The organism is Clostridium peptidivorans (assembly GCF_900205925.1).
GTDB lineage: Bacteria > Bacillota > Clostridia > Clostridiales > Clostridiaceae > Clostridium_AK > Clostridium_AK peptidivorans.
The window spans coordinates 81,252-95,382 of the sequence record NZ_OAOD01000010.1 but is presented as its reverse complement, the minus strand read 5'-3'; the positions used below and the strand labels follow the sequence as shown (position 1 = coordinate 95,382).

Here is a 14,131-nt window from a genome sequence, read left to right as displayed (position 1 = left end):
CTAATCCTCCTTAATGCACTACTTTTCTACTATTTGTTTTTTTAATTCATAAATAAGGTCTCTAAGCTTTGCTGCTTTTTCAAATTGAAGCTCCTTTGAAGCCTCTTTCATTTCATCTTCATATTTCTTTATAAGTGATTCTACATTGTTATTATTTGCCTTAACTGCTTCCTCTAAGCTATTATAAGTTACATTATCTTCAATTACTTGTGTAGCTTCAATTACTTCTCTTATATCCTTTATTATAGTTCTTGGAACAATTCCATGCTTTTCATTGTGTTCCATTTGTATTTTTCTTCTTCTATTGGTTTCCTTAATTGCTCTATCCATGGATTTAGTTACTGTATCTGCATACATTATAACCTTACTTTCTGAGTTTCTCGCAGCTCTTCCTATTATCTGAATCAAGGATCTATCAGATCTTAAGAATCCCTCTTTATCTGCATCAAGTATTGCAACTAAAGCAACCTCTGGGATATCAAGTCCCTCTCTTAAAAGATTTATACCTACAAGTACGTCATATTCTCCCTTTCTTAAGTTCCGAATGAGCTTCATTCTTTCAATAGTATCTATATCTGAATGAAGATAATTTGTCTTTATATTCATTTCTTTAAAATATTGAGTTAAATCCTCTGCCATTTTCTTAGTTAGGGTAGTAACTAAAACCCTAAAACCTTTATCAATGGTTTCTTTTATTCTTGAATATAAGTCATCTATTTGACCCTTTACTGGTTTTATAACTATTTCAGGGTCTAAAAGACCTGTAGGTCTTATAATCTGCTCAGCTACATTTGTTGAATGTTCAAGCTCATAATTTGATGGTGTAGCACTTACAAAAACTACTTGATTTATTTTTTCTTCAAACTCCTCAAATTTTAACGGTCTGTTATCATAAGCTGAAGGAAGCCTAAATCCGTAATTTACTAAGGATTCCTTCCTAGACCTATCTCCTGCATACATAGCTTTAACTTGAGGCAAGGTTACATGACTTTCATCTATAAATAACAAGAAATCATCTGGAAAATAATCTATTAAAGTTTGTGGGCAAGTTCCCGCTGGTCTTCCATCAAGTATTCTTGAATAATTTTCTATACCACTGCAATATCCTACTTCTCTCATCATCTCTATGTCAAAGTTAGTTCTTTGTTTAAGTCTTTGAGCCTCTAACACTTTATCTTCAGATAAAAGTTCTTTTACCCTATCTTCAAGTTCCGCCTCTATTCTCCCTATGGACCCTTCTAATCTTTCCCTTGATGTAGCAAAGTGAGAAGCTGGGGTAATAGCTACGTGTTTTCTTGCTCCAATTGTTTCTCCAGTTAATACATCAAATTCTCTTATTCTTTCAATTTCATCCCCAAAAAATTCTACTCTTATCCCCACATTTGTGGATGAAGCAGGGAATATATCAAGTACATCTCCTTTAACTCTGAAGGTACCTCTCACAAAGTTTATATTATTTCTCTCGTATTGAATTTCAACAAGTTTTTTTAAAACCTCATCTCTATCCTTTTCCATTCCCTCTCTCAAGGAAATTGTAAGGTTTTTATACTCCTCTGGATTACCTAATCCATATATACAAGATACAGAGGCTACAATTATAACATCTCTGCCTTCTAAAAGAGCTGAAGTTGCTGAATGTCTTAATTTATCTATTTCATCATTTATAGAAGCATCCTTTTCTATGTAAGTATCCGTTTGTGCAACATAAGCTTCTGGCTGATAATAATCATAATAAGATACAAAATACTCCACAGAGTTTTCAGGGAAAAACTCTCTAAATTCAGAGCAAAGCTGTGCTGCTAAAGTCTTATTATGTGCAAGTATTAATGTAGGCTTTTGAACCTTTTCTATTATATTTGCCATGGTAAAAGTCTTTCCAGATCCTGTAACTCCAAGTAAAGTTTGAAACTTTTCTCCCTTTTCAATTTTTTGTGCTAAATTATTTATTGCTTGAGGCTGATCTCCTGTAGGTTTAAATTTCGAATGTATTTTAAACTTTCTCATTACCTATTCATCCCCATCTTCCTTATCATTCTTTATTTTATCTAATATATCAGAGAAGTTCTCATTTTCAAAGTCTCTCATAGATTCAGGTCTATCAACTTTTTTGGGAACAATAAGCATACCGAGTCCAATTTTTCCCTTTTGATAAGGATGCTTACTTGTTTTTCTTATTTCTCCCCTTGAGTTTCTTACTTTAAAGAATATACTTTCAGGTTTAGAATTTAAAATTCTACTTATATCCTCCTCAGTTTTTACCTCTTCTTCATTAATTTCTACAATTGTATCTTCACTTTTAATTCCTAAAGCTCCTCCAATAGAATTTGGTGATACTTCAAGTACCATGACTCCGTTACGGCTAACATATTTTGCTTCCATTGTGTTTTCAAAATAAGCTTGAATTCTAAGCATTGCTTCATGACCTACTGGTGCAAATGCCACAGCTAAAGCTTGAAAAAATATGTTTATATGGGCAAGTTGTGCCACTAAAAATAATGCCATGCTATAGGCTATTACAAATAACCCTGACATTAAAGTCTTTTGATTTTTGGTTTGAGTAAAGGTATTTGACTTATAACCAAGCATAGCATAAAAAGGTATTAGAGCTACTACTGATTTTTTAAGCATTTCAGCTGGTATTGATGTTTTAATAATTGGCCACCAATTAGGCATAGGCTCAGTAGTACCTAAGTCCGGAATTAAGCTTGTATTTATCATAATAAATAAAGCTACTGGAACTGTCCAATATCTTTTAAAGGCAAATCCGCCTTGAATTTCTCCCTCAACCTTCCTAAATACTGGAATATTACCCTTTTTTCCATCTATAATAATTAAAATACCTTCTACAAAATGAAGCACTGCTACTGTAGCTATCAAAGATGGTATATCCACTCTTAAGAAAGTATTTTCTCCTACTCCTGCATTTTGATAAAGTATGGTAAGTATTATGCTTAATGCACCTAAAATTGCTGCTGAATATGAAAAACATATAAATTTAGGACTAAATATAGCAAGAAATATAGATGTCATAAATAGTATTTCAATAGCTTCAGTACCATAATATATTACTCCTAAGTAGGACATCATAATACTTGCCAAAATTCCTGCAAATATTCCAAGTACTAACTGAGAAATTGTTAATTCAAAAGGGGAGTACAAGGGCTCCCCAATTATCATCTTTTGCATTATTGATATTTTTCTATTCCGTTTATAAAGCATAAATACTAAAATTGCTAAAAAGAATATATAATATGGATCTGTTAATGTTATTGCCAAAGTTCTTAAAGTATATATTAAAATATTCATTTTTATTGTATTCCCTTCCTAGAGTTTTCCCTTTATTATTTCAAGAGCCTTTTTAAATTGAGGATCTGTAGTTCTGTCATAAGGCTTCTTTAAAAGTTCCTCTGGATATTTCACTTCTATATCTGGCTTTATTCCTGTGCCATGAATATTTTCTCCATTAGGAGTATAATATTTAGATACTGTAACCTTTAAGGCTGTTCCTTCTCCTGTTTCAAGAACTGTTTGAACTACACCTTTTCCAAAGGTTTTTTCTCCTACTAATGTACCTGCTTTATAATCTCTTATAGCTCCGGAAAATATCTCAGATGCACTAGCTGAGCCTCCATCTGTTAAAAGTACTAGAGGTACTCCTACATACTTTCCTCCAGTTGAATTATATTTTTTTTCTCTTTTATATTTGTCAATTGTTGAAACTATAACCTTATCTTTAGGTACAAAATTAGAAACCATATCCACACATTCATTCAAAAGACCACCAGGGTTTCCTCTTAAATCAAGTATAAATGCCTTTGCTCCCTTTGAACTTAAGGTATCTAGTTCCTTTTTAAAGTTTTTAGATGTATTTTCGTCAAACATGCTTACAGCTACATATCCAATATTATCTTCTATCATTTCACCTTTAACTGTAACCATATTAATTTTAGCTCTTTTAAGCTTCACATCAAAGTTTCCCTTTTCTTCTCTAAATATTGTAAGGGTTACTTCTGTTCCTTCTTGACCTTTCATCATAGTTACTGCCTTATCAAGTTCTTTCCCACTTACGGCCTTTCCATTTACCTTCTCTATTTCATCTCTTGGAAGAAGTCCAGCCTTTTTAGCAGGAGAGCCTTCAAATATATCTGCTATTACTATTTTATTGTCCTTTGCCTGTACCTGAAGACCAACTCCGCTATAATTTCCTTCTGTTTGAGTATTAAATTCATTATATTCTTTTTTATCCATAAATACTGTATAAGGGTCATTTAAAGCTGAAGTCATTCCCTTTATTGCACCTTCTTCAATAGCTTTATTATCTATTTTTCCATCATACAATTCATAAAGTACGTTCTTTATTTCATAAAGCTTTGAAAACTCAGTAAAACTATTATAATCATCTCTACTAACTATAACTTTTCCATTTGGCATCATAAGAGATGCTGCGTTAGTTCCAAAAAATGTAATAGCATTAGTTACTATTACAATTAAGACCGTCGTTATTACCCACCTTTTCTTATTCATAACCCAATCACTCCTTATCTTTTCAAGTACAAACTATCTACTAACTCTTCTATATATATATGTTTATATAAACTTAAGATAATTATAACACTAAATCTAAATAATAATTAATAGATAATAGATAATAATTATTGTAAATTAAATTAAAGCCGCTTTGCAAGCGACTTTAGTAATTGTTAATATTTTATTTTTTTTAGCTAATAGGCCAAAGGAACTAGAATTGTATAAAACTTTGCCTGTCAAAGTTTCCACATCTCCTAATTCCTAGTACCTTAACCATTAATTCTATTCTCTAAACTGCAAGGAATTTTCTAATTGCAAGTATACTTCCCATTGCTCCTATTGCTATTCCAGAAATTATAAACTGCCATGATATAGTAGTTAACACATATAAAGGCTCAACAAGCTGTATCATCATAAGACTTGAAGACATTCTAATATACACTGCATTATATGCATAATAAAGTACACCGCAAGCAACCACTGCACCAATAACTCCCATAAGCATACCCTCTATTATAAAAGGCCATCTTATAAACCAATCTGTGGCACCTATGTATTTCATTATACCTATTTCTCTTCTTCTAGAATAAACCGTAATTTTAATAGTATTTCCTATTAAGAATAAGGATACTCCTATTAGTACTATAAATAATACTAAGCCTACCCATTTAATGGTGCTTGTAATTTTCACTATAGTATCTACTATTTTCTTTCCATCTTGTACTTCATATACACCATCCATTCCCTTAACACTTTCTACTACTTTAGAAACCATTTCAGGAGATTTCACCTTTACAACAAAGGCATCTGGAAGAGGATTGTCCTTTTCAAGCCCTTCAACAAGAAGTTTATTTTCTTCTCCTATTTGTTCCTTAAATTTTTCCATAGCTTCTGATTTACTTTCAAAAGTAACCTTTACTACTTCATCTAAGGAATTTATCTTTTCCTCTACTGCTTTCTTCTGGGCAATTGTTACATTTTGATTAAAAAACACCTTTGCTTCAACTCTAGATTCTACATCTTTTACTACTTGCTGAACATCTAATATTGTAAGCAAAAATACTCCTAATATGAAAAGTGTTGCCGCTACTGTTGCAGCTGCTGCAATACTTATAGTTCTATTTCTTTTAAAACTTTTTAACGCATCTGAAAAAAAGTGTTTACAGGTATTAATCCTCATATCCGTATGACCCCCTTTGTTCATCTCTTACCAAATTACCTTTTTCTAAAGCTACTACTCTTTTTTTCATATTATCAACTATATCCTTTGCATGGGTTGCCATTAATATTGTAGTACCTGCTCTATTTATATCATTAAGTATGTCCATTATTTCCATTGACGTATCTGGGTCTAAGTTACCAGTAGGTTCATCAGCTATAATAAGAGCTGGATTATTGACTAAAGCCCTTGCAAGTGAAACTCTTTGCTGTTCTCCACCAGATAATTCATGTGGAAAGGCTTTATGTTTGTTTGATAGTCCAACCATAGAAAGAACTGCTGGTACCTTTTTTCTTATATCTTTCATTGGCGATTCTACAACTCTCATAGCAAAAGCTACATTTTCATATACATTCAGGTTAGGTATAAGTCTAAAATCCTGAAAAACTACTCCTATTTTTCTTCTATAATAAGGTACATCTTTTCTTTTTAAAGTAGTTATATCTACATTATTCACCACAACACTTCCACTGCTTGGATCTACTTCCTTTAAAAGTGTCTTAATAAATGTGGATTTCCCAGCTCCACTTGGTCCTACCAAAAACACAAACTCTCCCTTATCTATACTTAGATTGATATTTGACAGTGCCGGTATATTTTTTCCATACACCTTCGTAACATTCTTAAATTCTATCATTTCAACCTCTCCCTTATTTATACATATAGTAACATTCTTCATCATATTTCCCTTAACATGCAATATTATTATAACATAGGTATATAAAATAAAAAATTAAATTACAATAAAAAATTCAGTTAATATTTAGCAATTAATAGTAAATTACTTTTAACGGATATTTCTAAATAAATTTCTGCAAACAAAAAAAGTTTGCCACGCAAACTTTTCCCATAATTATTAATTATTAACTATTTACCATTAACTAATCTAGTCTTCTAATGAAATATCCTGAAATCCTTCTCCAAGCACTTCATGAACTTCTCCTACGGTAATAAATGCCCTATTATCTATCCCTCTTATATAATCCTTTAACTTAATGAATTCCCTTCTATTTATTACAGTATATAAAACATCAATATCAGCATTATTGTAGCCGCCCCTCCCCTTAAAAATGGTACAGCTTCTGTCAAGTTCATCTATTATAAACCTTTTTATAATATCATGTTTAGAACTTATTATAACAACTTGCTTACAAACATTAAACCCTTCAATGTACCAGTCAATTATTATTCCGTTAAATATTACTGATAATAAAGAATACATACCTACTTCAATTCCAAAGGATATTGCTGAAAATAGTGTTACTATGAAATCTACTGATAAAAGTGCCTTGCCTATTGGAATATGTATAAATTTATTCATTATCTTTGCAATTATATCTGTTCCTCCTGTGGAGGCCCTTTGATTAAAGGTTATTCCCATTCCTATTGCAGATATTATGGTTCCAAAAGCTGAGGCTAAAAAAAGGTCATGAGTCATAATGCTTGCAGGAAACTCAACTTTGCCTATAATCCACAGTATCAAAGACATAGCTAAACTGGCATATATGGTTTTAGCTCCAAATTTTCCTCCTATAACTATGAATGCTATAACAAACAACATCCCATTCATAATTAAAGAAAGGGTACCTATTTGTAAAAATGGTAAAAAGTGATTTATAATTATAGCTATTCCTATGACCCCTCCTGCTGCAATGTTATTTGGAGCATAGAATAGCTCCGCAGCTAACGATACCAAGAACACTCCAAACGTAATTAAAAAATATTCTCTAAGTTTTTTCATAAATAACACCTTCTCCACGTTCTTTTTATTACTTGATAACTATATATAATTTCATTATATATCATCATTTCTCAATAAATTGAGATATTTTCCCATTTATTATCTTATAAAAATTGTTTGCTATTCATACTTAAACCTCTTCTTATTTTATGTATAAGAATAAGGGCCCATTAAGAGCCCTTACTACTATTTTAATCCTATATTCAATCCTATACTTATCAAAAGTGCTGCATCTACTTTCTTCATATCGCTATTAGACATGTGTCCAATTTTTTCTTTAAGTCGTCTTTTATCTAATGTTCTGATTTGTTCTAGCAATACCACAGAGTCTTTATTTAAACCATAATCCTCGGAAGAAATCTCCACATGGGTAGGTAGTTTTGCTTTATTAATCTGTGAAGTTATTGCTGCTACAATGACTGTAGGACTATATTTATTTCCTACATCATTTTGAATAATAATTACGGGTCTTATGCCTCCCTGTTCTGAACCTACTACAGGGCTTAAATCAGCATAAAATATATCTCCTCTTTTCACTATCGTTGTCATGGGACCAATCACACTCCGGAAGCTTCGCTTCATATTCTTTTAATTCTCTAATGTCACTTGCAAAGCCCATCTCTGCAAATTCTAAATTTATATTTCCCATTTCCATGTAACCTTTTCTCATTAGCTCCATTTCTTTTGCTATTTTTTTCTCCTCAATATATAGTATTATAGCTTCCCTAATAAATTGACTTCTTTTTTTGGAATCTTCTTTAAGTGCCTTATTAAATTCATTATTAAGTGTTTCTGAGAGGTTTACTACCAATTTTTTTGAATCTGACATTAAATCTATACCTCCTATTAACCTATGCAAAAGATATGTACAGAACAATTATATTACTATAATCCTAGTCATGTCAAAATTTTTTTCGCATTTTTTATTATTTACATAACTGGTAACTTTATACATAGCTTCTTATTTTAATAACTTTTTTATCTTTTACATAGACTCTCGGAACTCTTCTGCTTATCATACATAACACTTCATAATTTATTGTACCTAATATAGATGCTAATTCATCTGCTGTCATTTTCAATCCATTATCTTCTCCCATAAGTATAACTTCATCTCCTAAGTTTACATCTGGTACATTTGTTAAATCTACCATGCATTGATCCATACATATTCTTCCTAACACGGGTACCAGCTTCCCGTTTATTATCACTTTAGCGTTATCTCCTAAAGATCTTGTATAGCCATCTGCATAGCCTACAGGTAGAGTTCCTATAATACTTTCCCTCTCAGTTTTAAATTTTCTGCCATAGCTTATATATTCTCCTATTGGAACCTTCTTTAAGTGAACTATGTTAGTTTTTAAAGACATTACAGGCTTTAGACACACCTTTGTTTTATCCACTTCTTCTGAAGGATAGTATCCATATAATATAACACCAGGTCTTACTGCTTCAAAATGTGTTTCAGGCATATCTATAATACCCGCACTGTTTGCTATATGTCTTATATTTATTTCTATTCCTTTTTCCTGTAATATATTATAAAACCAATTGAATTTTTTTAATTGTTCATATGTGTAGCTTTTATCCTTTTCATCTGCTGTGGAAAAATGAGAATAAATTCCCTCTATCTTTATATTTGGAAGCTTACTAATTTTTTCTATCTCCTCTATATCTTCTTCTCTAGGTAAGAAGCCTATTCTTCCCATTCCTGTATCAAAAGCTATATGAATTTTCCCTATTTTATTTTCCTCTACAGCTTTATCTGAAATTTTCTTTGCTAAGTCATAGGAATATACAGTTTGCTCTATATCATATTTTACCAAAAGATCTATTAAATTGGGAGGTGTATATCCTAAAATCATAATAGGACATTGTATTCCTCCCCTTCTAAGTTCTACTGCTTCATTTAAAACAGCTACTGCAAGCCTTGTAACTCCATTTTCAAGTAAGGTTGGAGCTATATCTAACGCTCCATGCCCATAAGCATCAGCTTTAACTACTCCTATAATTTCTGTTGCTGTTGTTACTCTTTTAATTTCTCTTATATTATGAGCTAAATTATCTAAATTTATTTCTGCCCATACTGGTCTTAAATGTCTGAACACTTAAATTCCACCCTTCGCTTCTGTACTTAATAACTCCTCATTTACTTCTGCATTTGCCACAAAGTTTTTATAAAGCACTTTAAATTTAATCTTATTATTTAAATCATATACTTCAACAAACTCAGGAAGTTTGGTTTCATTATTGATATAAAGCTTTCCCTTATCTAAATTTCTATTTAAATTTGATAAATATATCTCAAGTACTTGATATTTAATTCCACTTATATCTTTAAAGTAAGTCTTAATTTCCTCATTGGTATAAATTAATCTAATATACTCTCCTACAGAACTCAACTTTACGATATTCTCAAAGTCCCCACTTAAAGTATATTTAAATCCACTTTTAATATCATTTACATATATTTTATCACCTTTGCACACATAAATTCTATCTGAATTTAGTTCTAATCTAACCCCCATATTCTTTTTATAGTACTGTTTCATATCATATTCTATATTTTGCTTATCATTTTGCAATATAATATGAGCATCACTAGTATAACTTTTTAAGGATTTTATATAATCTAGATTTTTCTGAGTTTTATCTATTTTGAAATAGCACCCACCAAAAACCATCATAAAAAAAGCAGCAATTAATATTAACAATAATTTTTTCATAAAATTCCTCCTGAACTTTACTTTCTATTATTAATACTATTCCTGCCTTAATTTCATTATTCTAATTAAAGTTAGATTATATCCCATAATTTTAGATCGGTTACTCCATCAGTTCCTTAATAACATAGGGAAGTTCCTCTAACAGTTGACTTGCATTTACACAAAACATTTTCTTTGAGAGTTTTTCTCCTGTATAGCCATGTATAAAAGCTGAAATACTTGTTGCTTTTAGCGGCTCATATCCTTGAGCTACAAAAGAAGCAATTATGCCCGTTAGTGCATCTCCCATGCCACCTGATGCCATAGCACTATTGCCTGTAGGATTTATAACAGTTTTGTTCCCATCTGTAATTACAGTATTATATCCCTTTAAAAGTACTATGCATCCATATTTCTTGGCAAACTTTTGTGCAACTTCAATGCGATTTTGTTTTATATCTTCTATAGACAATCCTGTTAACTTAGACATTTCCCCTAAATGTGGAGTAATTATTACTTTATTTTTGCATTGCTCCAATAAATGAAGTTTATCTTTAAGAACGTTTAATCCATCTGCATCAATTACTATAGGACATGTTGCATTTAATAAAGTGTCCATTACAAATTGAAATGTAGTTTCATTGTTTCCCATTCCAGGACCTACAGCTATGCAATCACTACTTTTTAACACATTTTTAAATCTTCCCTTATCATCAAAAGACAAAGTCATGGCTTCTACAAGTTTAGAACTTAAAATTGGCTGTACTTCTTCATCGCAACAAAGCGTAACAAGTCCTGCTCCACTTCTTACCGACCCCTGAGTGGCTATGTACGAAGCTCCAGTAAACCCCTTAGAACCTGCAATAATAAGAACTCTTCCATAATCTCCTTTATAGCCATGCTTATTTCTTTTAATTATACTTTTCTTTATAAAAACCTTATCCATTATATATTCATTTTCGTGAAACTTATGAATTGCATCTTTTGGGATACCTATATCCTCTATCACAACTGCTCCTGTATACTTATCCACGCCATAATTTAAAAAGCCCTTCTTATATAACTGAAAAGTTACAGTTTTATTTGCCCTTATAGAATTTCCAAGTACTCTACCACTATTACATTCTAATCCTGAAGGTATGTCTATAGATAAGATATAGGAATTGCTTTCATTTATTACAGATATAGCTGCACTATATATGCCTTCAACATTTTTATTTAAACCTGTTCCAAATATGGCATCTATAATAACATCAGCTTGCTCTAAGTACTCTCTCATTTCATTTATATCTTCCATATTGTTTACAGATATTATTTTAACTCCCATGTTTAAAAGTATATTATAATTAATTTGAGAGTCTCCAGAAAGCCCTTGGTCTCCTCCTAACAAAAACACGCCTACATCTTTTCCTATTACATGAAGATGTCTGGCCACCGCTAGTCCATCTCCTCCATTATTCCCTCTACCACATATAATAGAGAAACTATGAATATTTTCAAGGTCAATATTTTTTATAACTTTAAGTGCAGCATTCTCCATAAGCACTATACTAGGTATTTTTAAAACTTCTATAGAGTATTTATCAATTTTCCTCATAACTTCTGCAGTACCTATTTTCATATATTAATACACCTCCAAAACTGCATAGGCTATAGCATTTTCTCTACTATGAGATATTGACACATGAAGTTTATAAGGCTCTTTTACAAGTTCTTTTGAACTCCCATGTAAAAGTGCTACAGGTGCTCCAAGTTCATCACGAAGAATCTCTATATCCCTTAAGGAAAATTTTCTAAACCCAGTTCCTAATGCTTTTGCTATAGCTTCCTTTGCGGCAAAATTGCCTGCAACTACTTCTGGTAAAAACTTTCTTCTTTCAAAATAGTCTATTTCCCTTTCCGTAAATATCTTATATATAAAATTATTGTTTTTCATCATGGCACTTTTTATTCTATATATTTCAATTATATCTATGCCCGTTCCCCCTATCACATTTATCACCGCCTTTTTTATATAAAAATAAAATAGAGATTTATATCTCTATTTTATCATTAATTCTATATTAATTAATTCCCATAATAAACCCTATAATTAAAATAATCAAATTTAAGTTTTATCCGATGGCAACCATCCGTAATACTCTCGTCCTCTTAGGTGGGAGATAACGGCTGATACGCCCCTGGATAAGTTCTTCTAAGACTCAGCTGGAGATAAGTATTCTTCACAAGCAAACTCCACCTGAGTCTAAGAATCACTTGATATTCCTATTAACTATCCGCAACCATTTATTTTTTATTCCCGCTCACTGGCTATTGGTCACTAGTTACTAATTATTATTAGTTTGTTGCTATTTCTTTTAATACGTTATCAAAATCCTTAATATACTCGTCTACATAATCCCCTGCTATATCTATAAGATGTATCGGTGACACAGTGTTTTCATGTAGCACTTTCAAAAGACTATGTACTTTGTGTCTTTGAGGACTTATATTTTTTATATAATCTCTTTCTATATTTACTATATTTCCCTCTACTTTATCCTGTCTTTCTATTTCTATTCCATAGGACTGTACTTCTATTAACTCATCTCCATAATTTAGATTAAATTTATCCTTTATCAATCTATAAAAATAGGTCTTTTCCATATCTTCTCCTTGATGAATTTTTGATAAATTTTCAACTATTATCATAATTCATTTCCCTCCACTCGCTAAGTTATATTAATATAATAACACCTAAGGTGCAAGAAACCTGTCATTTCATGAACTATGATTTGGACAAGTTGTTTATCTAATATGACAAAGAAGGTAAAAAACACTTCCTAATAGTGAATACTTATCCATCCAATGGTAATAACTGTATTTTTCTGGATTTTCTCCTGTCGAATTATAGTATAAATTAAGCTAATTTATATTTAAAAACTTCTATGAAGTATTTTCCATATAAGTATTATAGTGTTTTTATATTTTATTTAATAAGTTTAAGTATAATATATAGCTAATCTTTTACATTAGACAAAATTATAATTGCAGATATAACACATACTATTCCTAACCACTCTATGGTACCAAGTGGAACTCGTAACCATAAAACAGATAAGACTGCTGCAGATAAAGGTTCCATAGAAGATAGTACACTTGCTTCTGTTGGCTGTATATATTTTAAACTTTCTAAGTAACAATAAAAAGCAATTAGGGTTCCAAATAATACTACAAACATAACAGCAATCATTGAATTAATAGACCATTGTCCCACAAAATCCCAAGGTTGATGGATAAAACTAAAAGCTATTCCACCAATGAACATACTCCATCCAACTACAAGCGTAGATCCCCATTTACTAAGAAGAACCCGAGGTTGCAATGTGTAAAAAGCTGATGCAAAGGCTGCACCAATTCCCCAAAATAGTGCTAACTTAGAAATAGATATGCTATGGATATTTCCTTTTGTAATTATAAGAAATGTGCCCAACATGGCAAAGGCAATAGCTGTACTTTGTCGTAAGCTTGGAAATTTCTTAGTACGAATAGCTAAATAACAAGTAATTATCACAGGTGATAGATATTGCAGTATAGTTGCTGTTGCTGCATTTCCATGTTTAATAGCAGCAAAATATGTATACTGCACACCTAACATTCCTATGATGCTAAAAATTATAAGACTATAGCAATTATGTTTAGATCTCCAAACCTTCCATATGTCTTGCTTTTCTTGTATAACTGCATATGTTAATAAAATTATTCCTGATACTAATAAACGAATTACAACAAGCCACTCAGGACTAAATCCCTTTTTTTGAAACAAATATTGAGCAACGGTACCTGATATTCCCCATAACATGGCCCCTATGATTACAAGTATTAATCCTTTTGTTCTTGGTTGAAATTTTGCCATTTTCCCATCCACTCCATTGTGTTATTTTCCCAGACTTTATATTA

At 31.3% G+C, this 14,131-nt stretch carries 14 protein-coding genes; all 14 read right to left on the bottom strand.

Annotated features, from left to right (window positions below; genetic code table 11):
* Positions 1 to 18: 18 nt before the first annotated feature.
* The 14 genes from uvrB to CRN98_RS10030 all read right to left on the bottom strand — a co-directional run bounded on the left by uvrB (position 19) and on the right by CRN98_RS10030 (position 14,087).
* The gene (gene uvrB / locus CRN98_RS10095; protein ID WP_097027294.1) at positions 19 to 2,004 is read right to left on the bottom strand and encodes an excinuclease ABC subunit UvrB; all 1,986 of its coding nucleotides are present in this window, start codon (positions 2,002 to 2,004) and stop codon (positions 19 to 21) included.
* Between the two features lie 3 nt (positions 2,005 to 2,007).
* Positions 2,008 to 3,306 (bottom strand): PDZ domain-containing protein, encoded by a 1,299-nt coding sequence (locus tag CRN98_RS10090; protein ID WP_097027293.1) that lies wholly within the window; start codon positions 3,304 to 3,306, stop codon positions 2,008 to 2,010.
* 18 nt (positions 3,307 to 3,324) lie between these two features.
* Entirely contained in the window at positions 3,325 to 4,524 is a 1,200-nt protein-coding gene (locus CRN98_RS10085) for a S41 family peptidase (RefSeq protein WP_097027292.1), read from the bottom strand.
* A gap of 292 nt (positions 4,525 to 4,816) precedes the next feature.
* Positions 4,817 to 5,707, bottom strand: coding sequence for a permease-like cell division protein FtsX (gene ftsX, locus CRN98_RS10080; RefSeq protein ID WP_097027291.1), 891 nt, complete (start codon positions 5,705 to 5,707; stop codon positions 4,817 to 4,819).
* Positions 5,697 to 6,383, bottom strand: coding sequence for a cell division ATP-binding protein FtsE (ftsE, locus tag CRN98_RS10075; protein WP_097027322.1), 687 nt, complete (start codon positions 6,381 to 6,383; stop codon positions 5,697 to 5,699). The genes ftsX and ftsE overlap by 11 nt, the downstream gene beginning before the upstream one ends.
* Positions 6,384 to 6,632: 249 nt before the next feature.
* Positions 6,633 to 7,487 carry a YitT family protein gene (locus CRN98_RS10070; RefSeq protein WP_097027290.1) on the bottom strand — a complete coding sequence of 285 codons (855 nt, stop codon included), beginning with the start codon at positions 7,485 to 7,487 and terminating at the stop codon, positions 6,633 to 6,635.
* A 186-nt stretch (positions 7,488 to 7,673) separates the two neighbouring features.
* Positions 7,674 to 8,036 (bottom strand): type II toxin-antitoxin system PemK/MazF family toxin, encoded by a 363-nt coding sequence (locus CRN98_RS10065; RefSeq protein ID WP_097027289.1) that lies wholly within the window; start codon positions 8,034 to 8,036, stop codon positions 7,674 to 7,676.
* The gene (locus CRN98_RS10060) at positions 7,996 to 8,316 is read right to left on the bottom strand and encodes a CopG family transcriptional regulator (protein WP_097027288.1); all 321 of its coding nucleotides are present in this window, start codon (positions 8,314 to 8,316) and stop codon (positions 7,996 to 7,998) included. The genes CRN98_RS10065 and CRN98_RS10060 overlap by 41 nt, the downstream gene beginning before the upstream one ends.
* Positions 8,317 to 8,434: 118 nt before the next feature.
* Positions 8,435 to 9,595, bottom strand: a complete 1,161-nt coding sequence (alr, locus tag CRN98_RS10055; RefSeq protein WP_097027287.1) for an alanine racemase — start codon at positions 9,593 to 9,595, stop codon at positions 8,435 to 8,437.
* Positions 9,596 to 10,213: a germination lipoprotein GerS-related protein gene (locus tag CRN98_RS10050; protein WP_097027286.1), complete on the bottom strand. Its 618-nt coding sequence runs from the start codon at positions 10,211 to 10,213 to the stop codon at positions 9,596 to 9,598.
* 100 nt (positions 10,214 to 10,313) lie between these two features.
* Complete coding sequence (locus CRN98_RS10045; RefSeq protein ID WP_097027285.1) at positions 10,314 to 11,813, bottom strand: NAD(P)H-hydrate dehydratase; 1,500 nt, start codon at positions 11,811 to 11,813, stop codon at positions 10,314 to 10,316.
* Positions 11,814 to 11,816: 3 nt separating this feature from the next.
* Positions 11,817 to 12,185 carry a holo-ACP synthase gene (gene acpS, locus CRN98_RS10040; RefSeq protein WP_097027284.1) on the bottom strand — a complete coding sequence of 123 codons (369 nt, stop codon included), beginning with the start codon at positions 12,183 to 12,185 and terminating at the stop codon, positions 11,817 to 11,819.
* A 344-nt stretch (positions 12,186 to 12,529) separates the two neighbouring features.
* Positions 12,530 to 12,883 carry a DUF6514 family protein gene (locus tag CRN98_RS10035; RefSeq protein ID WP_179632093.1) on the bottom strand — a complete coding sequence of 118 codons (354 nt, stop codon included), beginning with the start codon at positions 12,881 to 12,883 and terminating at the stop codon, positions 12,530 to 12,532.
* Between the two features lie 307 nt (positions 12,884 to 13,190).
* Positions 13,191 to 14,087 (bottom strand): DMT family transporter, encoded by an 897-nt coding sequence (locus CRN98_RS10030; protein WP_097027283.1) that lies wholly within the window; start codon positions 14,085 to 14,087, stop codon positions 13,191 to 13,193.
* Between the last annotated feature and the right edge of the window lie 44 nt (positions 14,088 to 14,131).

What these genes read in the sequence shown, in the direction of transcription:
- ftsE (WP_097027322.1), bottom strand. Translation starts at nt 6,383, where the DNA reads ATGATAGAATTTAAGAATGTTACGAAGGTGTATGGAAAAAATATACCG.
- ftsX (WP_097027291.1), bottom strand. Translation starts at nt 5,707, where the DNA reads ATGAGGATTAATACCTGTAAACACTTTTTTTCAGATGCGTTAAAAAGT.
- CRN98_RS10070 (WP_097027290.1), bottom strand. Translation starts at nt 7,487, where the DNA reads ATGAAAAAACTTAGAGAATATTTTTTAATTACGTTTGGAGTGTTCTTG.
- CRN98_RS10085 (WP_097027292.1), bottom strand. Translation starts at nt 4,524, where the DNA reads ATGAATAAGAAAAGGTGGGTAATAACGACGGTCTTAATTGTAATAGTA.
- CRN98_RS10045 (WP_097027285.1), bottom strand. Translation starts at nt 11,813, where the DNA reads ATGAAAATAGGTACTGCAGAAGTTATGAGGAAAATTGATAAATACTCT.
- CRN98_RS10050 (WP_097027286.1), bottom strand. Translation starts at nt 10,213, where the DNA reads ATGAAAAAATTATTGTTAATATTAATTGCTGCTTTTTTTATGATGGTT.
- CRN98_RS10035 (WP_179632093.1), bottom strand. Translation starts at nt 12,883, where the DNA reads ATGATAATAGTTGAAAATTTATCAAAAATTCATCAAGGAGAAGATATG.
- CRN98_RS10090 (WP_097027293.1), bottom strand. Translation starts at nt 3,306, where the DNA reads ATGAATATTTTAATATATACTTTAAGAACTTTGGCAATAACATTAACA.
- CRN98_RS10060 (WP_097027288.1), bottom strand. Translation starts at nt 8,316, where the DNA reads ATGTCAGATTCAAAAAAATTGGTAGTAAACCTCTCAGAAACACTTAAT.
- CRN98_RS10030 (WP_097027283.1), bottom strand. Translation starts at nt 14,087, where the DNA reads ATGGCAAAATTTCAACCAAGAACAAAAGGATTAATACTTGTAATCATA.
- CRN98_RS10065 (WP_097027289.1), bottom strand. Translation starts at nt 8,036, where the DNA reads ATGACAACGATAGTGAAAAGAGGAGATATATTTTATGCTGATTTAAGC.
- uvrB (WP_097027294.1), bottom strand. Translation starts at nt 2,004, where the DNA reads ATGAGAAAGTTTAAAATACATTCGAAATTTAAACCTACAGGAGATCAG.